Below are 24,500 nucleotides of genomic sequence, written 5' to 3'. Positions count from 1 at the left end.
AACCCTGCATAATTCCATAACTCAATCCCGGACGCCGTCTTCAGGCAAACAATTCATGGATCGCAGAAGCTTCCTCCGCCTTTCTTCTTTCAGTGCTGGTGCATGGCTACTGTCAGAAGCGCTGCCCACTGCGCTGGCACAAACGAGCGTGCAAACGGACGCACAACCGGGGCCAGCCTTTCGCCCTTCACCCCTGATACGCATTGCGGCGGATGGCCAGATTACCCTGTTCGTGCAAAAACAGGAAATGGGTCAGGGCGTGCGGACTGCCATGCCAGTACTGCTGGCAGAAGAACTGGATGCCGATTTTGACCAGATAACGATAGAAGCCCTGCCCTACGATGCCGCCAGTGCAGGCCAGTACAATACCTGGGCCAGTGCCAGTGTCAAAGGCGGCTGGGGCAGCTTGCGCAAGGCGGGTGCAGCGGCCCGTGCCATGCTGACCAGCGCTGCGGCCAGCACATGGAATATCCCTGTCGAACGGGTGAAGACCAGCAACAGTACCGTCATCAACCTTGACACCAATGCAGTATTGCCCTACGCCGCCCTGATCGAAGCGGCCAGCAAACTGACGGTACCCGCCGACCCGGCGTTAAAACCGCGCAGCGAATACAAGTTGATAGGTAAGTCGGTCAAACGTTATCACGCCACGGAAAAAGCGAATGGCCAGGAGCAGTTCGGCATGGATGTCAGCCTGCCTGGCATGTTGGTGGCGACTATCGTCCGGTCCCCCACATTTTTTGGCAAGGTGCGCAGTGTTGACGATAGCGCAGTAAAGGCATTGGGACCAGGCATTGTTGCGGTGCTTGAAGTCAGACAGATGGCTGGCTGCGACAACCGTAATGGTGTCGCCGTTGTCGCCAGCAATACCTGGCTGGCCTTGCAGGGCCAGTCACTATTGAAAGTGGAATGGGATCACGGCCCGGCTCTTGCCAATCCAGACAGTGCCGCACTGTCACTGGCCATGCGTACTGCCATCAAGAACGACACGCCTGCCCTCAGCTACGACAACCAGGGCAAAAGCAAAACCTACATGGCAGCGCCCGAAGCCAGTTTCAGTGCCGAATATGAATTGCCCTTTTTAAACCAGGCACCAATGGAAGTGCCCAACTGCGTAGCCAGTTACCAGGATGGTAAATATGACATCTGGGGTGGTTTCCAGGCTCCCGGCTTTTTTGTCAGCACCCTGGCCAAGGCATTTGAAGTCGACAAGTCAGCCATTTTCGCCCACTTGCTGCCCATGGGTGGAGCCTTTGGCCGCAAAGAAAAAGTCGATAATGCGGCTGAAGCCATGCAGTTGTCCAAAGCCCTTGGCAAACCCGTCAAGCTGATTTTTTCGCGGCCAGACGATATGCGCAACAGCTTTTACCGCCCCGCCACCTTCCACCGTTTATCCGCCAAAGCCGAAAAATCCGGCATACAGACATGGCATCATCAGCTTGCCGTCAGTACCTTCCCGGCAAAAAACATCGCCTCGGCCCAGCATATTTACGGCGGCCCATCGAATGACCTGATTTATCCTGCGGCAGATTACCAGAGTGCTTTTTATCCGGTAGAGTCACCCATCCCGGTGGGTTCGTGGCGCTCTATCTCATATAGCCAGAATGTATTTGCGGTGGAATCTTTCATCGACGAACTGGCGGCACACAACAAGACCGATCCGCTGGAATACCGGCTGATGCTGCTACGCCAGTACGGCAACGACACCGTGCAGGCCACGCACCGCAAGCGCATGGAAGCGGTGTTGCTGCGCTGTGCCGACGCCATAGCTTGGCGCAAACCCGCTGCGCGTGGCCACTATCGTGGCATTGCCTGCTGCGTCTATACCCACACCCATGCCTATACCGCGCATGCATTTGAAATCAGCATTTCATCTAAAAATGTGGTGAAGATACACAAGGCCGTCTGCGTCACCGACTGCGGCGTAGTGGTTGACCCATCCGGCTTCAGAGCCCAGATTGAAGGCAGCATGGTCTGGGGCTTGTCTGCCGTCATGAAGGGCGAAATCACGGTAAAAAACGGCGCAGTGGAACAACAGAATTTTTCTGATTATCAGGTATTGCGTCTGAATGAATTGCCACCCATGGAAATCATCGTCATGGAAAGTGAAGCATCTCCCGCCGGTGCCGGCGAACCCGCCGTACCTTCGATAGCACCGGCACTGTGCAATGCGATTGCTGCAGCGGAAAATGGCAAAGGTAAGGGCAAGCGCATACGTACATTGCCTTTATCGAAAGCGGGATTCAGTTTTGTGTGAAGCATAGGATCAAGCAGCATCTCAAGCACTCACGTCGCCGTCAAACTGTTACTGCAAAATAGCAAACCCAGCCACATTACCAGCATCAATAACATTTCAGGCAGGTACCTGCGCCATGGCATCTTTTGCATGCTTGCAATGAGCGCAGCGCATACCGGCAAGAGCAGACTGCATTCAATCACCAGGTTACGCCAGAATGAATAGCTGACCAGCCCGGTATGCGCCGCACCCGGCAATACCGCCAAAGGCAAGGACAGTTCGGCAAACGGAAATGGCCACAGCAAAGGCAAAGAGCGCCCCACCAGCAGATCAAGTAACAAATGCGAGCAACTCGCAAGCAACAGAAGCCAGAAACTCAACCTCATATTGCGTGCACTGAGCCATCGCCTCGTCACCACCCATGCGATACAGGTCATTGTCAGACAAAACAACAGTGAATGCGTGAAACGCTGTTCAAACCGCACACCCAAAAACCAGATCGCGAAATAATCGAAATCGGGTAGGATGGCCAGCAATATCGGCAAAAGCATAGCGGTACCCCGTCGTCGCCGCTGATCACCTTCACTGCAAAGATACAAGCTTGCCCCGACAGCGACATGGGCCAACAGTGACGACATAATGGAAACAGCCAGGCGGCAGATAGTGGGGACTGCGCTAGCTTAGCGAGGGATTGTGAAGTGGGTATGCGCTGAGGGTGAAGCGCTTAAAGAAAACTGATATTTATTTCATCGCTGCGGTTACATCAGCTCTCTCTACGTTTAATAATTTCCTGATAAATATCGTAATTATCCTGTTCGTAACAAACAATATTAATCGTCTCTATACTTTGATCGTTTTCAAAAAAAGAAAATATCGTATCGCTTGCTATCTGTGCGGCCAACTCTTTGGGAAATTTATATGTGCCGGTTGAAATATTGGGGAAGGACATACTACTTGCATTGTGTTCTACAGCTAAATGCAGACATCTCTGATAAGTTTGCTGCAATAATTCAGCCTCGCCATGCATGCCGTCATTCCATCTCGGACCAACGGCGTGAATGACATATTTAGCAGGCAGTAATCCAGCCGTTGTTATGACTGCATTGCCGGCATAACATCCACCTTGTCTCGCCCTGATCTTTCTGCATTCATTTAAGATCTCTGGTCCACCTTTACGATGGATAGCGCCGTCGACACCGCCACCGCCCAATAACGAAGAATTGGCTGCATTGACGATAATGTCTGCCGGATGCCCGGTAATATCGCCTTTCAAAACGAAAATGCTACTCATCTGACAGAATTCCTAATAATTTATCAAAAGCGTTTTTAAGACCATCTTCTTCCTCTGGACTACACAGTACAACCAGCACCTGATCTTGCACACGAAGGTCAAAAATATCAATGGCAAGCCAGCCTTTTGACCAGAAATCAATTGAGCCAAGCAATGAAAGGGATTCAAATGCAGCCCTTTTTAGGTCACCAAAATCACCACCTTGGAAATCTGACCAGGTAAGCAGGTAAGTGGGTGGGATTTTTTGGGCTACAAATTGCTCAAAAAAAACAAGGTGATTCATGCCATCCATTTTCAATTTTAATTCACAATATTAGCTTCTCGGCTTTTATCAGATAGACGGAACAAGAAAGACAACAATCAATTAATCCCCATCGCGTGGCCCCGGCATATCCTGTCCATTTTGATGCAAGACCAGGCCTTTTATCTTGCCATCTGCCTGACGTTGAAAACTCAGTTGTGCATCAACTACCTTGTAAAAAAATTCATCTGGCGCCTGTGCAAAAACAGGATTGCGTCCCTGTCCTGTGGCCTGTGCATACAGTTGCCCGGCCTGTTCTGTGATGATGAGTTTGAAACCGGGTGCCAGGGTGTAGCTGCCTGCATATTGTTTCAGTTGTTCAGCGGGGATAGCTATTTCTGTACGCTTGGCAGGTTCAGGGCCAGCGTCGCCTATGCGTGCTGCCGGTGAGGCGTGGCCGTTTTGAAGCAAGGTCAATGACTGGATTTTCCCACTGGCATCACGTTCAAATTGCAGGCTGGCTTCAACCACTTTATAAAAGAATTCATCTTTCTTGCGCCAGAATACGGGGGCCTGCGGCTGGCCGCTAATTTGTGCCAGTAAACCATCCGGCCCGGCACTGATGTTGAGGATAGCACCAGGGGCGAGTTGATAACGACCTGTGTATTCTGTCATTTCCTTTGCTGTAAGGCGAATCTCCCCGGCTTTGCTGGCATCAGTTGCTGGTGTTGCTGGCAACAACGCCGTCATGCCTATATCATCGACGCTGACACTGGCATTTGCCAGCACCACAACGCCACGCTGGCCATCTGCGGTAAAACCGATGAAGGAGGCATAGCCACCTGTCATGCCGTTATGCCAGATCACTGTCTGCCCGCGCACACTTTGCACATGCCAGGCCAGGGCTATCTGCAAACCGGGCGAACCGGTAGGGCGTAGTGGCTGCTGTACCAGTTGCAAGCCAGCAGGTAACTTCACGTCCGCACTGTGCATATGTGCATGCAAGTAACGCAGCATGTCTTGCGCGTTAGAGCGCAGCCCACCTGCACCTGCCAGGGTGGGCATGTCCCAGTTTGCGACGGGCTTGCCAACTGCATCATGCCCTGTCGCCAGATTGTTTTGCATCGTGGCTGTCAGGGCTATGCCCGTGTCTGTCATGCCTAATGGTTTGGCAATGCGTTCTTGCACCAGCTCTGCGTAGGACTTGCCTGCGCGTGCGGACAAAGCCTGACCGAGCAAGCCAAAACCCAGATTTGAATATTCATATTTCGCGCCCGGCGCACGAGTCAGTTGATAGCTGCGCAAAAATTCACGCAGATTATTTTCTGTGTAATCAGCATACGGATTGTCAGGCTGCCTGGGAGCCATATTGGCAGGCAAACGCGGTAAAGCGGATGTTTGCGTGGCGAGATCCAGCAAAGTGATGACGCGCCCCTGATATTGCGGAATGGAATAGTCAGGCAGCAAGGCCGCGACCGCATCGTCCAGCTTGACCTGAGCATGCACCTGCATATCAGCCAGCAACAATGCGGTAAAGGTTTTGCTGACTGAGCCGATCTCAAAGACGGTGCTGGCATCCGGCTGATGTGGCTGGGATTTGCCATTCGACACCAGACCAAAGCCCTGCAGCTTTTGCTCTTGCCCGGTAATAGTCGCCACCACCATGCCCGGAACAGCGCCACTGCTAACGCGGGCACTGGCAATTTTTTGTACGGATGATGCAACATCGCCAGCCGCAAGCACCGGCCCGACCATGGCGATACTGCATATTGCGAGCACAACTGAAGATATTTTCATTGGTCCCCCTATACGGACTTGAACACTACAAAGAAATACGCCATTTGACTAAGCAAGCTTGCCAAAGCTGAGTGATTTTATGCTTCTTTGAAAAGTGATCATAGTACAACAATACGACCAGTAAAAGAGGGATTCCTGGAGTGACAAGAAGTTGATGCGGTTGATGTGATTGATGAGGTGCAGAAAAGCCGTCTGCGGCTAAAGCAGGATGCAGAGCCTGATGCTGGCACAGTGGGCTATCATTGAACTATAACAGCCCACTGGCCACTATGCAGTACTCACAGGACTTACATAAAAATCGCCTGCCAGCCAGTCGCTGGCATAATAAGATTATCTTTTTCCTTCGCTGCGTCCTTGGCCGCTATTTTGGCGCAATGTAGCTTGTTTTTCAGAGGGTCAGTCGCATCACTATTTGCTGCCAGATGAATTTCTTCACTCCCCTTGACCAGCACGGTCTGGTTTTGATCTGCGTAACAAATTCCGACGCCGTCAACCGATGGCATGAACAGGCGCAGATACCAGGGTACCAGTTCCTTGATAGCCAATCTGGCTGCTTCAATACTCTCGCTAATGTCTGCATATTTGAAGACATCTTGCGGCAGCTTGGGCAGCAATAGGATGTTGACTTCCATCGAGCCTTTTTTCTGGTTGGTGACAAACTCTGCGCCATCGGCATAAGCGGCCTGGTCCAGTGGCACGCTGATGAAACCGTTTGGTGATATTTCCAATTGTTGATGCGTGGCTTTACCGTCAAGATAAATGTTCAGGTTGGGTACCGGTGCGTGCGATTTGGCCGAGGTGATACGGATCAGTATCTGCACCTTGTCCTTGCTTGCCGCACGTACTTTTGATATCAGCTCATACGCTGTTTTATAGGGCAAGATGGCCGGGTCCCTGATGGCTTTGACCTCTACACTTTGGAGTTCATCGGCAGTACCTGAAGACGAGTTGCCAGATGCACTGGCGGACATACTTGCGGCTGCGCTTGCCGGCGCATTGACCTGGGCCTGTGCCTGGTTGGCAAACATGGCCATCGATGCCAGCATAAATGCCAGCAGGCTGACCTGTCTTGAGAGAGCAGAAGCAAAAGTGGAAGCAGCATACATAGTGAACATTTCCTTGAATTATTATTTTAATGAGCCGGGATAAACGCCCCCATACCCACCAGTCCATGCTTATCCCATACCATCCTTCAACCGGACTGGGTAAGCAAGACTATATTTCCAAGTGTCGTCACTTTCAGCGATTGGTACTATATTTATGAACAAAGTACTGACATTTTATCCATTAAGCACCACAATACAGTACCAATTTATGTATTTATTACTTACTGGAAAATCATTTAACCTCTATCGCCTCGACCCTGATCACCTCACATGCACCAGCACCGGTATCGTCACGTGTCAGCGATGAACGCCAGTGCCAGCCGTCGGCGGCAGTGGCTTCGATCAGTTGGCCACGTATGGTAACGACCTGGCCGACGCGTACTGCCTTCATCTTTTTTTCCAGCTCAGGGGTGGTCGGTATCAAATGCATATTGGCGCTATGGCTGGCTATCTCGGCCGGTGGGCGTGGTGGTTCATTGTCCCAGTGATAATAGTAAAAACGGTGGCCCTGGCTTATCGACAGTTTTGCCAGTACAGCAGAATCCGACATCGCCCCCCAGCCCAGGGCCAGGTCTACGGGTGACAATTCAGCTTCGCGATCAGAAGAATAGGTTTCCTTGGATAGCACGCGCGCTTCTACCGTAAATTCTGCCAGTGCTTTGAGATTGTAATTATTTTGCTGATAGACTGGCCCGCGATCAAGCATGATCTGCACCGGATCATTCGGCGCAATACTGCCGGGTGGCACGGTCACGGACCGTCCACGCCACTGGTGGACGACACCAAACAGGATTAAAGCCACTAGTATCCATCGCCATGAAAACATGCTTACTCCTCAATATTAAATAGATGGAAAACTGCGCGGTGCAGGGAAACCCTGGTCGATTGTAGTCAGCGGTATTGAGAGGATGATGCCATCTCCCAGGCCAATTTCACAACAATCATGTTAATAGTCGTGTCGCCATGATATTTGAATTTTGATGTAAGGTATATTGCGCGTGGGTTCAACATTGCGTTTGACTGACGAATATATTACTTATCAATTCATTACTTGGCTGTACATTATGCAAGCAATTTACTTCTGCGGCGATACACATGGCAACTTTCAGCATGTGATTGATGTCGTCCTGGCAAATCGCCCTGCAGCCATCATTTTTCTAGGCGATCTGCAAGCCAGGCAACCGCTGGAGCAAGAATTGGCCGCTATTATGGGCAGTACCGACATCTGGTATATCCATGGCAACCACGATACCGATACGGATGAAGATTATGATCATTTGTTTGGTTCAGCCCTGGCTGGCCGCAATCTGCATGGGCGGGTGGTGAATATTGCGGGTTATAGAATAGCCGGTCTGGGTGGAGTGTTCCGTGGACATATCTGGATGCCACCAGGGGCCAGGCATTTTCAGACACAAAGAGAATACAGTATCAAAACTGGCAAGGAAAACCGCTGGCGCGAAGGGCTGCCGCGCAAGCACTACAGTTCCATTTTCCCTACCGATTACAATTACCTGGCCAGCCAGCGCGCCGACATCCTGGTCACCCATGAAGCACCCAGCTCGCACCCGCATGGCTTTGCCGTGATTGATGAACTGGCGCGGCGCATGCGCGTTACCCGCTCATTCCACGGCCATCACCATGACCGCATCGACTACAGCAAGCATCACGAACAGCTGGGTTTCAGAGCCTATGGTGTCGGCTTTCGCGGTGTGACGGATATCAATGGCGACGTGGTCGTGGCCGGACAGCATGACCATGAAGTGCCATGGGCGACGCTGAACAAGCGCTAACGAATCTGCACGTCGGCTGAATATCTGATCAAGGAAATCATGTATCCGGCAGTGGCATGCAACAGCCTTTACAATCCCCGCGCCAAAGCACCAAGCCGGGTGATGTCGCTGATCAAAAATGAGGGTACGCAGGGGATGTGCTCAGACGGTTTGGCTGGACAATCCATACGTTCTATCAGCGATGCGGCACCACGTCTTGTCATCGCCTGGAACGCTGAATCGGTATTGCCATAGGGGACGGTGGTGTCATCACGTCCATGGAAAAACAGGATGGGTGATTGTGGCGTCCAGTCATACACATTGCTTTGTGCAGCAATGCTGGCGTCGTCATCATTGAGGAAATTATCCAGGAATGCAGGGTCAAAGCTGATATCGCTTTGGCTGCTCAATGCAGACAACAGCAGCAGATTGCGCACGTTCGCTCTGTCATTCGCGCCCAGCTTTTTCAAGAACCCTGGGCTGATGAGTGCGCCAAGGACAGGATTGTCCTTGCGGATGGCATTCAGCATGGTATTCAATGTCAGTACCACATCATACGGGCCTGCACCGATAAATGTGCTGACCGGCAGCGCGGTGTTTGTCGTCTTGTTTTGCGTCAACTGGCGCAGCGTTGCCATCGATGCATAGGCACCTTCAGAATACCCGGTTAAAAACACCTGGCCATTGTCAGCGATCGCCTTCATCTGGCGCCAGCGTGAGGTGGCTGTCATAAAATCAATGACGGAAACAGCAGTCGGCGTCGCCAGCAAATAGGGATGTGGCAAGCCTTTGGTTACGCCATAACCGACATAATCGGTGGCACTGACCAGATACCCCATGGAGGCAAACAGCACCGCAGGTTCATCCGCTGTGGCATGGTTGCTGGGTGCTTCGGCATCAGTTTTGATGGTGGCATGCTGGTAGCTGAGTACCGGGCTGGCCAGGCTGCTTGCCTTGCGTGGAATGGCTGCGAGACCGGATGCAATCACACTACGGCCAGCGGAATCGGTCGTGGTGTAAGTGACTTTATAGGTGTCGACGGAATACAGGGGTTTGATTGCCGCTGCCACGTCTTTGGGAAGCGCCACCGCCACATCAGTGACATTGACCGTTTTGATAAAAGTGGCCACCTCAAAATGCCCAGGACCAGGCGGATTGGCAACTTCTGGTGTAACGACTGGCGTAGTGCCAGTGTTGGAAGAACCGCCACCACCACAAGCTGAAACTAACAATGTAGCCAGGATAGTAATGAGCGGTGTAATGAGCGACGTAACGAGTGGCGCTTTGCCGGAAGAAAATACACACAAGAAATCAGATTTCATAGCTATTCCAATGTTGGCGTGCTGTGGCAGCACGCCCTTGCCACAGCCACAGGGCCAGACATTATGCCGAAACAGAATACTGACTCATTTCATCAACAATACTCTATACCGTCGTCACCAACACGACTGCAGGGACAATTGTTACAACAGTTACGGCATTGACAATGCAGTGCAGCGACACAGACAAGCGCTGCGGCTTAAATCCTGCATTGCTAAGCACACTAGATTCATACACGAGATGCGCGCTACCGTCTTTTGTCTAGAAACGCGCCAACCCCAGTTGAGGTTGACACCCAGACAGGTCGATACGATCAGTAGCAACAGCCATCTGCACAAGACTTGCCCGTGGTGAAGGCCAGGATGGTGTTTTCATACGGCGAGAACCCGTGGTCTGGGTAGGTGCAAAAGAGCATGCCGCCTGGAGGAAAATGCTGCCTGTAGCCTGTTATGAAAAAGGCTGTGTCGCCAGCGAGTACACTCTGGCTGCATTGGAGAAACGTGGAATGTAGAGTACCTCAAGCCATGGCAGCAACAACCGGCACGCTATCCACAAACTGCTCAAAGCGTATGATCTTGCCATCCTTTAATTGCCACAGATGGGCGACTCTGGCGCTGAAGGATTTTTGGCTCGTATTATGCGTGCCGCTATATGTGCCATAGGCCACAACCTTGTCATCACTGGCGACATAATCTTCGACTGTGAATGTATAGCCTGACCATTCTGTAGCGAGGCGCTGAAAGACGTTTTTTGCTATCTCTGCAAAGCCTGTGTAAGTACCGGCATAAGGAAAGCCTTGCGCTTCTGTCCAACTGGCATCTGCGGCCAGATATTGTTGAAGGTTTTTACCATTTTCTTCTGAAGTTTTACCTTCATAAGTGCTTTTGATGATGTCCAGGTTAGTCAATTTCTCACCTCTTTCATGTGTAAATAGCATGGCGAACTGCGGTCCGCCATGCTCAGTTGTTTATTTACAGAATCAACTTTACAAATTCAGCTGTAACGAACTTACCACTTCATCTCACCCTTGTTCACCTTGGCACCGATGTCCAGCGACATGCCTGGTGGCGCATCAGGATAGGCTTTTTTCATGGCATCGATGAGTTCTGCACTGGTCTTGGTGGCAGCTGCATTTTTTTCAAACGACAGCAGATAGCCCTTGGTGTAAGTAATCGCACTGACATCAACTGCCGTGCCAGATTTCATGTGGCCAGGCACGACGATTTTTGGTTGCAGGGCTGCCATTTCATCCAGTTGCGCAACCCAGGCGCTGCGTTCGGCCACGGTTTGGGTATCTGCTGTCCATACATGCATATTGCCAAACACACCAATGTTACCAACGATGGCCTTGATCGATGGTATCCAGAAATAAGGGCGGTGCGCCAGCACGCCCTGATTGCCGCGCAGTTCCACCACTTCGCCATCGACGGTCAGGCTATTGCCGCTCAAAGCCTTGGGCAAGACGGGGGTACGAGGTGCATTCGCGCCCATTTTAGGGCCCCAGAAAGCCAGCTTGCCTGCCAGCTTGGCGCTCAGTTTTTCCAGCACCGCCGGGGTGGCGACGACATCAGCTTGTGGAAAAATTTCTTTCAGCACTTCGACGCCAAAGTAATAATCAGGATCGGCCTGGCTAACCAGTATGGTTTTTAATTGCTTGCCACTGTCGAGTACATTGGCAGCGATACGCAGGGCATCCGCACGGGTAAAACCGGCATCAATCACCATGGCTTCTTTTTCGCCATATACCAGGGTGGAATTAACATTAAAACTATTGCCATCCGCGTTATAGACTTTGACTTGCAACGGGGTGGCTGCTTCGGCAGAGGCAAAAGTGACGGCGAACGTGGCGGCTAATACAGTGGTACGCAACATGGTGAACTCCTGATTTTAATTGAGTTTGAACTGTGGTTTGAATCCGTAAATGATCCAGTGCTTGCAGTTTAATTTCAATTTTCAAACAGATAAATACGATAAAATGCACATAACTGTTTCAAAAATAGAGCAAATGACGGGCAAATTATGGATAGATTGACGGCCATGCGGGTGTTTTGTGAGGTTGCTACCAGCGGCAGTTTCAGTGCCACCGCAGACAAGCTGGACATGTCGCGTGCCATGGTGACACGTTATGTGAGTGAGCTGGAAAGCTGGCTGAATGCACGCCTGTTGCAAAGAACCACACGCAGCGTGACCCTGACCGATGCCGGTGAACAATGCCTGCGCCGCAGCCAGCAAATGCTGGCGCTGATGGAAAACATAGAAGAAGAAACCAGTAGCGACAACGCGGAACTGCGCGGCCAGTTACGCCTGACTTGCAGTACTTCATTTGCCTTTGGTCATCTGGCACGCGCCATCAGCAAGTTCCTGGCTCTGCACACGATGCTGAAGATCGATTTGCAGGTAGGTGACAGCACTGTCAATCTGGTCGAAGCACGCATAGACCTGGCGATACGCATCAGTAGTGAACCAGACCCGCTGTTGATTGCGCGGCCACTGGCAGTATGTGATTCTGTTCTGGTGGCGTCGCCTGCTTATGTAAGCCAGTCCGGCCTGCCGGCGCATCCACAGGATTTGCCTGCGCATCGCTGCCTGAGTCATTCCAATTACGGACGTAACACCTGGCGCTTCCAGCGTGCTGATGAAACCTTACTGGTTGATATCGCCAGCCATTTCAGCGCCAATGATGCGACAGTATTATTGCAGGCCGTCTTGGCAGGTGGCGGTATCACCTTGCTGCCAACCTATCTGATGGCTGACCACTTGAGCAAGGACGAACTGCAAATCATATTGCCAGAATGGACGGCACCGGCGATGACGATTTATGCCTTGTTCCCGTCGCGCCGACATTTGTCCCCCGCTGTGCGCGCCTTGCTGGATTTTCTGGTGGAGGAATTTGCCAGTCAGCCGTGGTGAGCTGATGAAGACATCCAATACACCGGCCCTGACAATACGCGCGAACCGGTGCACTGACATCAGCAATACTTATTTTGACCTGGGTGGAAAACCCATCTTTTCCAGCGTCGCGTTTCATCGGCACGGCCCCAACCTCCATCGTTGACCTCTTCTACAAGGACCATGGAATACGGGCGTACTCCTTCACCGAAATACTCAACGAACATGGCGGTAGTGCGGTGGATAATTTCTTCCTTACGGCTTGCATCGAGTATGCCTTCAGGGAATTTAAAATTAGCAAATGGCATGGTTTTCTCCTTGGTTTAAAAATAAAAATGTAAAAATGACGCAGCTTAGAACCTGTTTACGATCTGTAGCGAGCGTGCGTCAGCGGGGCCAGGGTAAGAAAAACGCAGCGCAAAAAGCGGAATGTACTTTAGTACATGAGCATTTTGAGCAGCACATGAACTCCGATCACGCTCGCGCAGTAGGATCGTAAGCAGGTTCTTAAACGTAGCCGCCGTTGACGCGCAGCACTTGCGAATTAATCCAGACACCATCAGGGCCAGCCAGAAAGGCGATGGCGGCGGCGATCTCTGCCGGCGTGCCTATGCGTTCCATCGGTGCCATTTTGGCGATGTTGGTGATTTGTTCTTCTGTCTTGCCATTGAGGAACAGCTCGGTGCCCACCGGGCCAGGGGCGACGGCATTGACTGTGATATCACGCCCGCGCAATTCATTGGCCAATACATGGACCAGGCCTTCTACCCCTGCCTTGCTGGCGATATACGGGCCATAGGCGGGAAAGGATTTGGCAATCACGCTGGTGGACAAGGCTATGATGCGACCGCCTTTTTCTACATGCTGGGCCGCCTGGGCCAGTACCAGAAAAGCACCACGCAGATTGGTGGCGATGACCTTGTCAAAAGCATCCAGATTGCTGTCATTGATGGTTGCCATGGGCATGACGCCTGCACTATTGACGACCACATCAATGCGGCCAAATACTTCTTTGCCTGTTGCAAACAATTGCGCCACATCCTCCGGCCTGGCAACATCGCCCTGCACGGCGATGGCCTTGCCGCCAGCCGCCTGTATAGCAGTTACTGTTTCTTGCGCTTTACTGGCATTGCCGGCGTAATTAACCACAACAGCAAAGCCATCTGCCGCCAAACGCAGCGCGATTGCCTGGCCTATGCCACGGGATGCGCCAGTGATGATGGCTGTTTTAGTTGCATCTTTATTCATGATTGACTCCGGTGATTTAAGACTACAGGACCATATCGCCTGTCTGGAATACACTTTAACCATTCAATACAATGAGATAAATACTGATAAACTCAGAACATAATTCAACACAACTCAACAATCATGGACAGACTGGATACCCTGCAACTATTCACCCGCATTGTCGAAACCGGCAGTTTTAGCCGGGCGGCGGATATGCTGGATGTGCCCCGTGCCAGCGCTACCTATGCCATCAAACAGCTAGAAGCACGATTGGGCACCCGCCTGCTCGAACGCACCACGCGTCAGGTCCGCACTACTCTCGATGGGCAGGCTTTCTATGAGCGATGTGTGCATGTGCTCAGTGAGCTGGATGATGCCGAAGCATCGATGCGGCATGTGGCCGCCAATCCACGCGGGGTCTTGCGGGTGGACATGCACGGCACCCATGCGACACAAGTGGTATTGCCGAAGATATATGAATTCCGTGACCGTTATCCCGGCATAGATCTGGTCGTCAGCAGCGGTGACCGTCTGGTCGATCTGGTAAGGGAAGGCGTGGACTGCGTGATACGCGGCGGTAATCCGCGTGATTCAACATTGGTGGCACGCCGCCTGGCGATGATGCCGCAAGCAATTTGCGCCAGCCCGGCATATCTGGCCAAATTTGGTACACCGCATCATCCGGACGATTTAATGCAGCACCAGGCTGTCAGGTTCTTTTCCAGTACCGGTACGATTGACTACCCTTTTGTGCTGAGCATTGATGGACAGGTGCAAGAGTTTAATGTCGGTGGCTGGATGTCAGTCAACGATGCCGAGAACTATGTCACCTGTGCAGAAAGCGGCTGTGGCCTGATCCAGCTGCCACGTTTTCATATCGCAGATGCCTTGCGTGAAGGCCGCTTGGTAGAGGTGCTGGCTGACTGGCACAGTCCACCATTGCAGGTCACCGCGCTCTACCCTTACCGCCGCCAGTTATCACCCCGCGTGCGCGTGTTTGTGGATTGGCTGGTGAGTTTGTATGAGCAAAAATTTGGGGTCTTGCCTGGCACAGAAAATTTGACCTAAGGCTCCGTTAAAATTATTCAACATTTACAATCAGGTGAATTCGACATCATTTGATGACACATCACAGTCTCGTAGGTTGGGCCGGGCCTCGCTAGGCTACGTTTCACCAGCCCAACATTTGGCTTCAACAAGCGTGTACCTTATTTACTTAAACACGGGTGTTAGACTGGGTCTCGCTAAATTGACAAAACTTGGCCCAAGCCAAACCCTTGATGCCAGACAAATTTTGCATCCGGCATCAGCTCAAAAAATCACAACTCCACCATCACCTCAAAACCGCCAAAAATCATGCGCTTGCCATCGCAAGGCATGGGGTTGGTTTCAGGGCTCAGGCGTGGGTCTGCCATGATTTTTTCCCATGCAGCATTGCGCACTTCTTTCGATGGCCAGGTCATCCAGGAAAACACCACGGTTTCATCTTCCTTGCATTGCACTGCCAGAGGAAAGGAAGTCAGCTTGCCTGGCGGCACATCGTCGCCCCAACATTCGACGACGCTTAGCACACCGTATTCCTTGAAAATCGGGGAAGATTTTTCCGAGTAGCGCCTGTAAGCTTCACGGTTGGCATTGGGAACAGCGAGTACAAATCCATCAATGTATTTCATCTTTATTCTCCTGGAGTGACGTGGGCTTGATCTGTGCTTGACATGGGCTTGATGTGGGCTTGATGTGGGCTTGATGTGGGCTTGTGACATGGACTGTACAAGACCAGTCTCAAGTCTTGAATCAAGACTTGATTCATTCTAGTCCATGCCACTCACAAGGGTGATTTTATCTTCAGCCCCCTCCAGCCGGCATGCGTTGCCGTATCGCTCTATAATTTGCCAGTCACTATCCAACTCAAGAAAGAATCAGCATGCGTTTAGCCTATTCCACCTGGCCAGAAATTACTGCATTCCTGGCGGATTCAAAAACCGTCATCATTCCTATCGGCTCCAATGAACAGCATGGCCCCATGGGCTTGCTGGGGACAGACTGGATGTGCCCGGAGATCATTGCCACTGCCGCTGAAAAAGTCGCGCAGGAAACGGGTGCAGCGATGATGCTGGCCCCCACGTTCAACATTGGCATGGCACAACATCACTTGGGGTTTGCCGGCACTATTTCACTGCGCCCGTCAACCTTCATGGCGGCGATTGAAGACTGGGTATTGTCATTGGCACGTCATGGTTTTGATCACATTTATTTCTTGAATGGCCACGGCGGCAATATCGCCACGATAGAAGCCAGTTTCTCGCAAATCTATTCCCACTATTCGTATAGCGGCAAACCCTGTCCGCTGACACTCAAGCTGAAAAACTGGTGGGACTTGCCTGGCGTAGCGCCACTGTGTCATGAGATGTTCCCGGTGGGTCACGGCTCGCATGCGACACCGTCAGAAATTGCCGTGACCTATGCTGCTTACCCCGATCAGGTGCGCCATGTTGAGCTGACACCCAAAATCCCGCCTACCGGTCCTATCCTCGACGCCCTTGATTACCGCGCCCGCTTCCCGGATGGCCGCATTGGTGCCGATTCCAGCCTGGCGACGATAGAACTGGGGCAGCAAATCATCCAGACCGCCGTTGCTGGCTTATTGAGCGATATCAAGGTATTCAGTGCGGAGCAAAAACCTGCCTGATGCAAGCGACTCTGTATGGAAAAAATCACCCACATTTCCATACGGAAATCTGGTATTGTTTTCTTCGTGCTGAAATGCTGAAAGAAAAAAGTGTGGTCTTTGCATTGCAAAAGCTGCCTGCAAAGCCTACTCTGGATTCGCTATTGTTATCAGGCATTGGGTCACTCAGATAAAAACACCAACCGGAGACATCATGAGACACTTTTTAAAAAGCATATTCCTCATTTTATCCATGTCCCTACTTGCTCAGGGCACGGCTTTTGCTGCCGAACGTGCCACGGCGCAAGAAGCAATTGACATGATCAAAAAAGTCGTCGCCTACTATAAAGCCAATGGCCCCGAAAAAACCTATGCCGCAGTGAACGACCCCAAGGGTCAGTTCATTTACAAGGATTTATATGTGTTTGCCGGTACAGTCAAACCCGGCGGAGTCACCCTGGCCCACGGCGGCAACCCAAAATTACTCGGCAAACCGCTGGGTGAATTGCGCGATGGTGATGGCGTTTTCTTCGTCAAGAAAATCAATGACGTCGCTGGCAGCAAAGCAGGCAAAGGTTGGGTAGACTACAAATGGCCAAATCCTGTGACCAAGGAGATGGAACAAAAAAGTACCTACGTAGAACGGGTTGACGCAATTTATTTTGCTTGCGGTATCTATAAATAATTCTGGCCCGGCCCAATTCTTATACTGTTCTGTATTTGTTTTGTTTGCCACTATGCTGCAAGACTGGTTGTAATTTTTTCAGAACGACCAGTCGCAGCAATCAAATCCCTTCCAGCAAGCTAATGGTAAAATGCCATCTGGCTGTTGTTTACACTTCTGTTCCGTCCTGATCTGCACGAATTTTTACTGTCCGTGTCCAGATACATACGGGATAAATTCGGGATGCATACACCCTCTATTTTTACCAATTATTTTTATGCCATATATCGGAGTTGGTTTTCACATTCTTGTCGCCCTGTTTTTTGCCGTGCATGCTGTCCGTAACGGACGCGAGATGTACTGGCTGATGATTTTATTCATGTTTCCACTGCTGGGCAGCGTCGTGTATTTTTTTGCTGTGTACCTGCCAGATACCAAGTTGGAACACGGTATGCGCAAAACCGTCACGGCAGCAGCCAAGACTCTGGATCGCGGACGTGATGTGCGCGAAGCGCAAAAAGCATATGACCTGGTACCCACGGCACAAAATCAAACGCGCCTTGCAGCAGCCTATCTGGATGCGGGTGACACTGCCCAGGCAGTACAGCATTATGATCTTTGCCTGCAAGGCCCTTTTGCCAACGATGCGGAGATTCGCATGGATGCAGCACATGCAAAAATACTGCATGGCCAAAGTGCTGCTGCCATTGAATTGCTGGAAGCGGTACGCAAAGAACAGCCTAATCACAGACCAGAACAGCAAGCGCTATTATTGGGGCAGGCCTATGCCAGTGCTGGCCGTCAGCAAGAAGCCGGTGCGATCTTTGCCGATGCCGCTGCCAGATTTGGCAGCATGGAAACCCGTGTGGAATATGCCATCTGGGCGTTGCAGGCAGGCGAACATAGCACCGCCAACAGCTTGCATGCAGAAATCCAGCAAACCATGAAGCACTGGAGCAAGGACACCAAATTCTTCAACAAGGATTTAGTCAAGCGCCTCAATAGTGCGTTTTCCAAGCGTGCCTGATTGGCGCAACAGTGCCTATAGTGTGTGAGCTGAGGCGCTTGAAGCCTGAGTCCCCCGATACGACGACTCCGTACTGGTTGCCGTGAACCATGTTAGGCCCAGTTTCAAGCGGTCCTTGATACGGTTCCGCCATCACTGTGGCTACTATGGTTACTACAGCTGATTCGGCGCAATGACACAGCATGGCACAGTGCGACATAGCTACAAAAGCGAGGCATTATGACATCTTTTGTCCAAGATGCAGCTTGCGTTTGAGCTCGCATACAACCCTGATTACCCCTGAAGCCTATTGCCGACTGGAAGCCAAGCCGAGTCTAGCCATATAGCGACAATATCAATGCAACATCATTTTAAAGATACATTTCCATACTTAGCCACTTGCAATAAAAGAAAATGATGCGTGATAGAATGTGCAACGCAACAATAAATACCAGTATGTATGTATCAAATCTACATCATCTGGGTCCGGCCACTTCATCTTTAGGAAAATTCATGTATTACCGTCTGGCTTGCCTCAATGAAAAAAGCGAAATTACCAAAACAGTAGACGCCGGGGATGATTTCCTTGCTGCTGTGAACAAGGGGGCGCAATTGCGTCATGAACTGAATGCTCCATATCAAATTGATGTTGTGTCTGTGACTCACGATGGTAATGAGCACAAACTGGCGCAATTAGGTGGGTTCTCCTGAAGTACTTGCCCGGGTGCCTGCAAGCACCCCACATACACTATGGCTGATCAAAATACGGTACTGATACTTCAGGGTGGTGGTGCCTTGGGTGCCTACCAGGCAGGCGTCTACCAGCAATTGCAAGAAGCTGGCATGCCTATAGAATGGATCATAGGCACCTCTATCGGTGCCATCAACTGCGCCCTGATCGCCGGTAACCCGCCAGAAAAACGCATTAAGCAATTGCACGGTTTCTGGGACAGCCTGGCACCGGATGCCCTGCACCGTGACAGTTTCTGGCCCTCCATGACACCATGGATGAATATCACCAGCAACATCAATACCCTGTCTGCCCTGATGCAGGGTGTTGCCGGATTTTTCAAGCCGCGCTTTGGTGCAGCCTGGGATATCAATGCCAAAGTACCGCTGGAAGAAACGGGCTTTTACGATACCTCGCCACTCAAGACCACGCTGGAAAAATACGTGGATTTTGACTACCTGAACGAAGGCCCCATGCGCATCAGCGTATGCGCAGTCGATATTGATAACGGCCAGGGCGTGGTGTTTGACAGCAAGAAAGAACGGATACACCCGGAACACATCATGGCCAGCGGTGCCTTGCCCCCCGGCTTTCCCCCCATAAAAATCGGCAAGCATGCTTACTGGGATGGTGGCGTGTATTCAAATACACCGCTGGAAGTGTTCCTGGATGAAAAGAGAAATGCCGATGCCCTGTGCTTCATGGTTGATTTATGGGATCCGACTGAAACCCGCCCCCAATCCATCGCCGAAGCCATGACGCGCTACAAAAGCATACAGTACGCCAGCCGTTCCACAGAGCAGTTGTTGACGCACCAGAAGATGCAAGACATGCAGCGTGCCATACGCACACTGACACAGCACCTGCCTGCGGCCGAGCGCAAAAAAGCCGAGTTGAAGCCGCTGATGGCCATGGGTTGTGACCACACCGTCAATGTCGTCCACCTGATCATGAAAGCGCTGCCGGACGACCATTATTTCAAGGATGTGGATTTCAGTACCTCGACCATACAAGCCCGCTGGGCTGTCGGCATCCATGACTGCAAGCGCGCACTGCGCCACCAATCATGGCTAAAACCCTTGCCACCGCATGCAGGGCTGGTGATCCACGAATTGCCGCAGGAATAAGGCACCGACGCCCCCCTCTTTGCGGCATCTACAAGCAGATGCCGCAAAGCTGCGTTTATTTCTGGGCAGGCATAGCACCCTGTTCAGTCACGCCACAATACGCACCGCCGCCATCACCACCGCGCGTAATGGCCAGATTGGCGACATCGACCAGGTCTTCAGCATCCTGCCTCAAATCAGGATGGTGCTTGCGGTAAATTCCCCATTTGGGGCGCATATGGTCGGCACCAGTACGCCAGAACGACAAGCCAGAGCGATCGATGTTCAATACCGGCCTGCCCTGCTGATCACGGATCAGCAACTGGTAGCGGGCGTCGGTATTGGAATAATGAATTTCCTCCCTGACATCCAGCCATTGTCCCGCTAAGGCAGCCAAGTCAAATGAACCCAGGATGCTGAAATGCCCGCCTTCCGTCAGTTTGTCTGCGATATGGCGTACATACAATTTACCGTCATTTAAAACAGTAAATGTAATCAGCGGTGGTTCGGCATAAGAGCCGCCGTAAGCCTTGATTTGGTGGATATGGGTAAATGAAGGGGAAAATTTCATCTGCGCTGCAACCCTGAATTGCCAGCGATAGTTAAATACATCATTGTCCCTGGCCTTGAATGCTTCATGCATACCGCCTTTGGAGGGTGCAATTTTTATTTCAGTGCGAGAACGGTCACTACCTTGCTGGCGGGATTTTTTATCCAGGTTAACATCTGCCATCTCATTCGCCATGATGGAAAAATAATCCCCGACCAGCGCATCATTACGCCCTATGCTGACATGCGGTCGCGGCGGTACATACATGTCGTCACTGGGCGCTTCCACTGCGCCTTTGCCAAATACCTTTTCTATATGCGCATAAGTATCACCGTCTTTCGCGTCAGAGGCTGTCAGGCACAGGCTATTGCCTGCCACACCGCTGTGAAGGACTGGTGTTTTATAGTAGAGGCCATAGGTCATGCCATCAGCCTGCCTGGCATGGACAGCATCCGGCAATGCCAGGTTGATCAACAGAATTGCACAAACCCGGAAATTATTCATGTTATTTGCAGTCAGAAAATTTGAAATGCGTTATCGATAGAAAGTCCTGGCCCGGCAACAATACAACAGATGGGAAACCAGGGTGATTCGGGCTATCCGGCAAATGCTGCGTCTCAAAGGCAAAACCATCATAGGCTTCATAGGCCCGGCCCTCGCTGCCGGTTTCGCTGCCGTCAAAACCATTGCCAGTATTAAACTGCACCGATGGCTCGGTTGTCCATATTTCCATGCAACGACCAGTTCCAGTTTCCGTGATGTTTGCAACCTGGGCCAGGGCATTTTTTTTCCACGTCGCAAATAACAGACTGTGGTCTATCCCTGGAGGTGAGCCAGCCAAAGTAGGTATGGCACGCACTGTAGCCAGGCGACCTGCCAGCGATGCTGCCGTCCTGAAATCCAGCACAGTCCCTTCTACACTGGCAATGACACCGGTAGGAACCCGCTTGTCGTCCGTCAACAGGTAACGGTCTGCATTGATCATGAATGTATGTTGCGCCATGCCCTTGCTGCCAGCACCGGCAAGATTGAAATACGCATGATTCGTCAAATTGATCACCGTGGCAGCAGTCGTACTGGCACTGTATTCAATACGGAATTCATTGCGCTTGCGATACAGACGGTAGCGAACCTCAAGCTTGACTGCCCCCCGAAATCCCTGGTCACCATCAGGGCTGAACAGGCTGTAGACCGAGCCGAAAGAATCATCATCGGCAAAATCCCGCCGCGCCCATACCCGTTTGTCATAGCCATCGGGGTCGCCATGCAAGGCGATGCCCCTGGCGTTTTTCGGCAACATGACCTGCAGCCCCTCAAGCGGAAAACTGGCATTGCCTATGCGTCCGGCATAACGCCCTATGACGGCAGCAAACTTGCGCTTGCTTGCCTCATAGGCCTGCAGCGTGGGCAGACTCAATACCACATTGGCAAATTGACCGTGACGATCAGGAACAGATATCGCCGTCAGCGTGGCACCATAATCGATATAACTGACGGCCATTCCCAGGTCATTGCGAAGGCTGACGCGCCCCACCTGCTCACCCTGACGGGTATGACCCCATATTGCACTGCTTGTATTCGCCGCACCGGCATCGTCTTTCGCATACACCATGCTGGCCAGCAGCAAGGGCAGACACGGCAGCAGACGGCATAGCAGGTATTTCACCATGTTCAATTTAATACTGAGGCCCGGCAATCACGAAAGGGCCGCCCTGAAACCGTGCCGTCGCATCATCCGCAGCGGGGTAGGCAATGTTATCGGCAAACAGATGTGCAAATTGTTTTGAACTGTCTGCCGGGCGGTAGCCCAGATGGGATGCTTTACGGTTATCCCACCAGCGGCTGGCATTGTCCGAATTGCCAAAGCTGATGGTATGTCCAACCTTGGGAGTAAAGACAGCACAGCGTATCAGTTCCAGCAAATCCGCATAGCTGAGATAAGTCACCATCATGCGCGGATTCAGCGGTGCGGGAAAACTGGAACCTATGCGCAGGCACACGGTTTCTATACCAAACCGGTCATAGTAATAACGCGACAGGGCTTCGCCAAAACATTTGCTGAGACCATAAAATCCGTCAGGGCGCAAAGGCATATCGGCATCCACCAGTTCCGTGGTCGGGTAATACCCCACCACGTGACTGGAACTTGCATAGATGACGCGTTTGACACCGCAGGCATGTACCGCGTGGTAGAGGTTGTACATACCCAGGATATTGGCCTGCATGATGGGTTCAAATTTGTCTTCCACCGAAATGCCACCAAAATGCAATACGATATCAACGCCCTCCACCAGCTTCATCACGGCAGCGCCATCGGCCAAATCACACTGCACGATCTCTTCGCCTTCACCTGCCTCACCAAGATCGGCAATATCACTTAGCCTCAGGTGATGGGTCCAGGCAGAAACAGGCCGACGCAGCACCTTCCCCAACCCGCCGCCGGCTCCGGTCAGCAAGATTCTATTAATAGGCTTTTTATCTGTTGTCGTGGTCATGTGTATTTTCTCAACATTGGAATGGGCAATCGTGATCGTGCAGGCAGCAGGCAAAGCGGCGGCGACAGAGTGCGAGTGACACTCTGCTTGCAGGCACTACATCAACTGGTGCAGCAGTAGAAACTTTAAGTTAAACGATTAACTAAGTATACTAAAAAATGTTATACATGCAAGCGCATTTTGGCTTTTTATAGGATTCCCCAGGAATCCTCTCTTGTATTCCAGCTTGCAAACAGCACAGAATTCATACAATTTTCATTCGCGCATAGTGATTTTTCTTATTCAGGTTAGAATGCCTATGACCAGACCAATAAAAAAGTTAAACCTTTAACTCAATCATGAAAAAAAAGCTCCCGACGATACGCGATGTTGCAGCCGCCGCACAAGTTTCGACCGCAACCGTGTCCAAATACATCAATGGCACACAAAAATTCTCTGCCGCCGTCGAAGCCAACCTCAAAAAGGTAATTGAAGAGCTGGGTTATCAGTCCAACCCGCAGGCACAGTCCATGATCACCGGCAAGACCAAGACCATAGGCCTGTCGATACTGGACATCAGCAACCCGCACTTCACCAGCATCGTCAAAGGTGCCAATCGCGTCGCCATGGAAAAGGGCTATACCCTGCTGCTGGTTGACACGGATGAAACCCTCAGCCGTGAACGCCCATTACTGGAGGCACTGAGCCGCAAGGTCGATGGCATGATCGTGTTTTCGCGCCTGCCGGAACAGGATCTGGAATGGTTATTCCAGATGGACAAGCCACTGGTCTTCTTTGGCCGCATACACGAACGTCAACTGCCATCAGTAGGTAGCGATGACAGGCGTGGCACCTATATGCTGGCACAACATCTGGTGGCACTGGGACACAAGCGCATCGCCTATGTAGGCTTTGCAAAATCCAGGCGCGATGAAGAACGCATGAGTGGCGTCCAGGATTGCCTGGACAAACACCAGTTGCCACTCATTAAATACAACACCAATGCCGCCACCGCCGCTGAAGGTGAGCGCCTGTGCTCATCCATCATGCTGGGCAGCAGCCCGCCGGATGCACTGATATGCTACAACGACCTGATCGCCCTCGGCTTCATGAAAGAAGCACAAATCCTTGGCTTCCAGTTACCAGACGATATCTCCGTCACCGGCATAGACAACATCCTGTATGGGCGCTTTGTCACCCCGGCACTCACCTCGGTAGATCTGCAAAGCGAACGCATGGGCGTCGCTGCCATGGAAAAACTCATGCAAATCATTGCTGGCGCGCAGGACAACGAGCTCACCGTGATAGAACCTCAACTGGTGGTGCGTGCATCCACCATGCGCCGTAACTAAACACAGCCACAAACACCCCTCCGCCAGGCGTAATTCTGCACATATCTACGCCATGCGCACATTATCAATCA

At 51.6% G+C, this 24,500-nt stretch carries 25 protein-coding genes; 10 read left to right on the top strand and 15 right to left on the bottom strand.

What is annotated here, in order from left to right; translation table 11 throughout:
• Positions 1 to 55 precede the first annotated feature (55 nt).
• On the top strand, positions 56 to 2,257 hold the full coding sequence (locus ACO0K9_RS19305; protein WP_422987714.1) for a molybdopterin cofactor-binding domain-containing protein: 2,202 nt from the start codon (positions 56 to 58) through the stop codon (positions 2,255 to 2,257).
• Positions 2,258 to 2,286: 29 nt separating this feature from the next.
• On the opposite strand, the gene ACO0K9_RS19300 is transcribed toward ACO0K9_RS19305, so the two are convergent.
• From ACO0K9_RS19300 to ACO0K9_RS19275, 6 genes are all read right to left on the bottom strand, one after another.
• A complete protein-coding gene (locus ACO0K9_RS19300; protein ID WP_422987713.1) occupies positions 2,287 to 2,874 on the bottom strand; it encodes a metal-dependent hydrolase in 588 nt (195 codons plus the stop codon).
• 125 nt (positions 2,875 to 2,999) lie between these two features.
• Entirely contained in the window at positions 3,000 to 3,527 is a 528-nt protein-coding gene (locus ACO0K9_RS19295) for an O-acetyl-ADP-ribose deacetylase (RefSeq protein WP_422987712.1), read from the bottom strand.
• Complete coding sequence (locus tag ACO0K9_RS19290) at positions 3,520 to 3,819, bottom strand: hypothetical protein (protein ID WP_422987711.1); 300 nt, start codon at positions 3,817 to 3,819, stop codon at positions 3,520 to 3,522. The genes ACO0K9_RS19295 and ACO0K9_RS19290 overlap by 8 nt, the downstream gene beginning before the upstream one ends.
• A 72-nt stretch (positions 3,820 to 3,891) precedes the next feature.
• Positions 3,892 to 5,565 carry a serine hydrolase gene (locus tag ACO0K9_RS19285; protein ID WP_422987710.1) on the bottom strand — a complete coding sequence of 558 codons (1,674 nt, stop codon included), beginning with the start codon at positions 5,563 to 5,565 and terminating at the stop codon, positions 3,892 to 3,894.
• 287 nt (positions 5,566 to 5,852) lie between these two features.
• Positions 5,853 to 6,671 carry a hypothetical protein gene (locus tag ACO0K9_RS19280; protein ID WP_422987709.1) on the bottom strand — a complete coding sequence of 273 codons (819 nt, stop codon included), beginning with the start codon at positions 6,669 to 6,671 and terminating at the stop codon, positions 5,853 to 5,855.
• 232 nt (positions 6,672 to 6,903) lie between these two features.
• Positions 6,904 to 7,497 (bottom strand): hypothetical protein, encoded by a 594-nt coding sequence (locus tag ACO0K9_RS19275; RefSeq protein WP_422987708.1) that lies wholly within the window; start codon positions 7,495 to 7,497, stop codon positions 6,904 to 6,906.
• A gap of 238 nt (positions 7,498 to 7,735) precedes the next feature.
• Here ACO0K9_RS19275 and ACO0K9_RS19270 point away from each other — a divergent pair, with 238 nt between their 5' ends.
• Positions 7,736 to 8,461, top strand: coding sequence for a metallophosphoesterase family protein (locus ACO0K9_RS19270; protein ID WP_422987707.1), 726 nt, complete (start codon positions 7,736 to 7,738; stop codon positions 8,459 to 8,461).
• A gap of 68 nt (positions 8,462 to 8,529) precedes the next feature.
• Here the strand turns inward: ACO0K9_RS19270 and ACO0K9_RS19265 are convergent, their stop codons facing one another.
• From ACO0K9_RS19265 to ACO0K9_RS19255, 3 genes are all read right to left on the bottom strand, one after another.
• Positions 8,530 to 9,762: an alpha/beta hydrolase family protein gene (locus ACO0K9_RS19265; RefSeq protein ID WP_422987706.1), complete on the bottom strand. Its 1,233-nt coding sequence runs from the start codon at positions 9,760 to 9,762 to the stop codon at positions 8,530 to 8,532.
• A 515-nt stretch (positions 9,763 to 10,277) separates the two neighbouring features.
• Entirely contained in the window at positions 10,278 to 10,667 is a 390-nt protein-coding gene (locus ACO0K9_RS19260) for a nuclear transport factor 2 family protein (protein ID WP_422987705.1), read from the bottom strand.
• 101 nt (positions 10,668 to 10,768) lie between these two features.
• Positions 10,769 to 11,632, bottom strand: a complete 864-nt coding sequence (locus ACO0K9_RS19255; RefSeq protein WP_422987704.1) for an MBL fold metallo-hydrolase — start codon at positions 11,630 to 11,632, stop codon at positions 10,769 to 10,771.
• A 147-nt stretch (positions 11,633 to 11,779) separates the two neighbouring features.
• On the opposite strand from ACO0K9_RS19255, the gene ACO0K9_RS19250 reads away from it, so the two are divergent.
• Positions 11,780 to 12,670: a LysR family transcriptional regulator gene (locus tag ACO0K9_RS19250; protein ID WP_422987703.1), complete on the top strand. Its 891-nt coding sequence runs from the start codon at positions 11,780 to 11,782 to the stop codon at positions 12,668 to 12,670.
• 59 nt (positions 12,671 to 12,729) lie between these two features.
• On the opposite strand, the gene ACO0K9_RS19245 is transcribed toward ACO0K9_RS19250, so the two are convergent.
• Both ACO0K9_RS19245 and ACO0K9_RS19240 read right to left on the bottom strand, forming a co-directional pair.
• Positions 12,730 to 12,957, bottom strand: a complete 228-nt coding sequence (locus ACO0K9_RS19245; RefSeq protein WP_422987702.1) for a tautomerase family protein — start codon at positions 12,955 to 12,957, stop codon at positions 12,730 to 12,732.
• Between the two features lie 199 nt (positions 12,958 to 13,156).
• Positions 13,157 to 13,897 (bottom strand): SDR family oxidoreductase, encoded by a 741-nt coding sequence (locus ACO0K9_RS19240; RefSeq protein WP_422987701.1) that lies wholly within the window; start codon positions 13,895 to 13,897, stop codon positions 13,157 to 13,159.
• 123 nt (positions 13,898 to 14,020) lie between these two features.
• On the opposite strand from ACO0K9_RS19240, the gene ACO0K9_RS19235 reads away from it, so the two are divergent.
• The gene (locus tag ACO0K9_RS19235) at positions 14,021 to 14,947 is read left to right on the top strand and encodes a LysR family transcriptional regulator (protein ID WP_422987700.1); all 927 of its coding nucleotides are present in this window, start codon (positions 14,021 to 14,023) and stop codon (positions 14,945 to 14,947) included.
• A 251-nt stretch (positions 14,948 to 15,198) separates the two neighbouring features.
• Here the strand turns inward: ACO0K9_RS19235 and ACO0K9_RS19230 are convergent, their stop codons facing one another.
• Complete coding sequence (locus ACO0K9_RS19230; protein ID WP_422987699.1) at positions 15,199 to 15,552, bottom strand: DUF1428 domain-containing protein; 354 nt, start codon at positions 15,550 to 15,552, stop codon at positions 15,199 to 15,201.
• A gap of 251 nt (positions 15,553 to 15,803) precedes the next feature.
• Between ACO0K9_RS19230 and ACO0K9_RS19225 the strand changes: the two genes are divergently transcribed.
• The 5 genes from ACO0K9_RS19225 to ACO0K9_RS19205 all read left to right on the top strand — a co-directional run bounded on the left by ACO0K9_RS19225 (position 15,804) and on the right by ACO0K9_RS19205 (position 20,074).
• Entirely contained in the window at positions 15,804 to 16,568 is a 765-nt protein-coding gene (locus ACO0K9_RS19225; RefSeq protein ID WP_422987698.1) for a creatininase family protein, read from the top strand.
• 193 nt (positions 16,569 to 16,761) lie between these two features.
• Positions 16,762 to 17,232, top strand: a complete 471-nt coding sequence (locus ACO0K9_RS19220; protein WP_422987697.1) for a cache domain-containing protein — start codon at positions 16,762 to 16,764, stop codon at positions 17,230 to 17,232.
• 256 nt (positions 17,233 to 17,488) lie between these two features.
• Positions 17,489 to 18,238 carry a tetratricopeptide repeat protein gene (locus tag ACO0K9_RS19215; RefSeq protein ID WP_422987696.1) on the top strand — a complete coding sequence of 250 codons (750 nt, stop codon included), beginning with the start codon at positions 17,489 to 17,491 and terminating at the stop codon, positions 18,236 to 18,238.
• Between the two features lie 492 nt (positions 18,239 to 18,730).
• Entirely contained in the window at positions 18,731 to 18,928 is a 198-nt protein-coding gene (locus ACO0K9_RS19210) for a hypothetical protein (RefSeq protein ID WP_422987695.1), read from the top strand.
• Between the two features lie 39 nt (positions 18,929 to 18,967).
• On the top strand, positions 18,968 to 20,074 hold the full coding sequence (locus tag ACO0K9_RS19205) for a patatin-like phospholipase family protein (RefSeq protein WP_422987694.1): 1,107 nt from the start codon (positions 18,968 to 18,970) through the stop codon (positions 20,072 to 20,074).
• Positions 20,075 to 20,129: 55 nt separating this feature from the next.
• On the opposite strand, the gene ACO0K9_RS19200 is transcribed toward ACO0K9_RS19205, so the two are convergent.
• The 3 genes from ACO0K9_RS19200 to ACO0K9_RS19190 are packed head-to-tail and all read right to left on the bottom strand — an operon-like array spanning position 20,130 to position 23,098.
• On the bottom strand, positions 20,130 to 21,107 hold the full coding sequence (locus ACO0K9_RS19200) for a heparin lyase I family protein (RefSeq protein WP_422987693.1): 978 nt from the start codon (positions 21,105 to 21,107) through the stop codon (positions 20,130 to 20,132).
• A 1-nt stretch (position 21,108) separates the two neighbouring features.
• Positions 21,109 to 22,269 carry an aldose epimerase family protein gene (locus ACO0K9_RS19195; RefSeq protein WP_422987692.1) on the bottom strand — a complete coding sequence of 387 codons (1,161 nt, stop codon included), beginning with the start codon at positions 22,267 to 22,269 and terminating at the stop codon, positions 21,109 to 21,111.
• A 10-nt stretch (positions 22,270 to 22,279) separates the two neighbouring features.
• Complete coding sequence (locus ACO0K9_RS19190) at positions 22,280 to 23,098, bottom strand: NAD-dependent epimerase/dehydratase family protein (RefSeq protein WP_422987691.1); 819 nt, start codon at positions 23,096 to 23,098, stop codon at positions 22,280 to 22,282.
• Positions 23,099 to 23,436: 338 nt separating this feature from the next.
• Between ACO0K9_RS19190 and ACO0K9_RS19185 the strand changes: the two genes are divergently transcribed.
• Positions 23,437 to 24,429, top strand: coding sequence for a LacI family DNA-binding transcriptional regulator (locus tag ACO0K9_RS19185; RefSeq protein ID WP_422987690.1), 993 nt, complete (start codon positions 23,437 to 23,439; stop codon positions 24,427 to 24,429).
• Positions 24,430 to 24,500: the final 71 nt, after the last annotated feature.

This window comes from Undibacterium sp. Ji50W (genome assembly GCF_049340445.1).
Lineage (GTDB): Bacteria > Pseudomonadota > Gammaproteobacteria > Burkholderiales > Burkholderiaceae_D > Undibacterium.
Note: the sequence above shows the minus strand (reverse complement) of the source record. Positions and strands in the feature narration are given on the sequence as shown.

What these genes read in the sequence shown, in the direction of transcription:
- ACO0K9_RS19225 (WP_422987698.1), top strand. Translation starts at nt 15,804, where the DNA reads ATGCGTTTAGCCTATTCCACCTGGCCAGAAATTACTGCATTCCTGGCG.
- ACO0K9_RS19220 (WP_422987697.1), top strand. Translation starts at nt 16,762, where the DNA reads ATGAGACACTTTTTAAAAAGCATATTCCTCATTTTATCCATGTCCCTA.
- ACO0K9_RS19255 (WP_422987704.1), bottom strand. Translation starts at nt 11,632, where the DNA reads ATGTTGCGTACCACTGTATTAGCCGCCACGTTCGCCGTCACTTTTGCC.
- ACO0K9_RS19185 (WP_422987690.1), top strand. Translation starts at nt 23,437, where the DNA reads ATGAAAAAAAAGCTCCCGACGATACGCGATGTTGCAGCCGCCGCACAA.
- ACO0K9_RS19245 (WP_422987702.1), bottom strand. Translation starts at nt 12,957, where the DNA reads ATGCCATTTGCTAATTTTAAATTCCCTGAAGGCATACTCGATGCAAGC.
- ACO0K9_RS19305 (WP_422987714.1), top strand. Translation starts at nt 56, where the DNA reads ATGGATCGCAGAAGCTTCCTCCGCCTTTCTTCTTTCAGTGCTGGTGCA.
- ACO0K9_RS19280 (WP_422987709.1), bottom strand. Translation starts at nt 6,671, where the DNA reads ATGTATGCTGCTTCCACTTTTGCTTCTGCTCTCTCAAGACAGGTCAGC.
- ACO0K9_RS19215 (WP_422987696.1), top strand. Translation starts at nt 17,489, where the DNA reads ATGCCATATATCGGAGTTGGTTTTCACATTCTTGTCGCCCTGTTTTTT.
- ACO0K9_RS19295 (WP_422987712.1), bottom strand. Translation starts at nt 3,527, where the DNA reads ATGAGTAGCATTTTCGTTTTGAAAGGCGATATTACCGGGCATCCGGCA.
- ACO0K9_RS19205 (WP_422987694.1), top strand. Translation starts at nt 18,968, where the DNA reads ATGGCTGATCAAAATACGGTACTGATACTTCAGGGTGGTGGTGCCTTG.
- ACO0K9_RS19270 (WP_422987707.1), top strand. Translation starts at nt 7,736, where the DNA reads ATGCAAGCAATTTACTTCTGCGGCGATACACATGGCAACTTTCAGCAT.
- ACO0K9_RS19250 (WP_422987703.1), top strand. Translation starts at nt 11,780, where the DNA reads ATGGATAGATTGACGGCCATGCGGGTGTTTTGTGAGGTTGCTACCAGC.
- ACO0K9_RS19230 (WP_422987699.1), bottom strand. Translation starts at nt 15,552, where the DNA reads ATGAAATACATTGATGGATTTGTACTCGCTGTTCCCAATGCCAACCGT.
- ACO0K9_RS19190 (WP_422987691.1), bottom strand. Translation starts at nt 23,098, where the DNA reads ATGACCACGACAACAGATAAAAAGCCTATTAATAGAATCTTGCTGACC.
- ACO0K9_RS19235 (WP_422987700.1), top strand. Translation starts at nt 14,021, where the DNA reads ATGGACAGACTGGATACCCTGCAACTATTCACCCGCATTGTCGAAACC.
- ACO0K9_RS19290 (WP_422987711.1), bottom strand. Translation starts at nt 3,819, where the DNA reads ATGGATGGCATGAATCACCTTGTTTTTTTTGAGCAATTTGTAGCCCAA.
- ACO0K9_RS19210 (WP_422987695.1), top strand. Translation starts at nt 18,731, where the DNA reads ATGTATTACCGTCTGGCTTGCCTCAATGAAAAAAGCGAAATTACCAAA.
- ACO0K9_RS19300 (WP_422987713.1), bottom strand. Translation starts at nt 2,874, where the DNA reads ATGTCGTCACTGTTGGCCCATGTCGCTGTCGGGGCAAGCTTGTATCTT.
- ACO0K9_RS19275 (WP_422987708.1), bottom strand. Translation starts at nt 7,497, where the DNA reads ATGTTTTCATGGCGATGGATACTAGTGGCTTTAATCCTGTTTGGTGTC.
- ACO0K9_RS19285 (WP_422987710.1), bottom strand. Translation starts at nt 5,565, where the DNA reads ATGAAAATATCTTCAGTTGTGCTCGCAATATGCAGTATCGCCATGGTC.
- ACO0K9_RS19265 (WP_422987706.1), bottom strand. Translation starts at nt 9,762, where the DNA reads ATGAAATCTGATTTCTTGTGTGTATTTTCTTCCGGCAAAGCGCCACTC.
- ACO0K9_RS19240 (WP_422987701.1), bottom strand. Translation starts at nt 13,897, where the DNA reads ATGAATAAAGATGCAACTAAAACAGCCATCATCACTGGCGCATCCCGT.
- ACO0K9_RS19200 (WP_422987693.1), bottom strand. Translation starts at nt 21,107, where the DNA reads ATGAATAATTTCCGGGTTTGTGCAATTCTGTTGATCAACCTGGCATTG.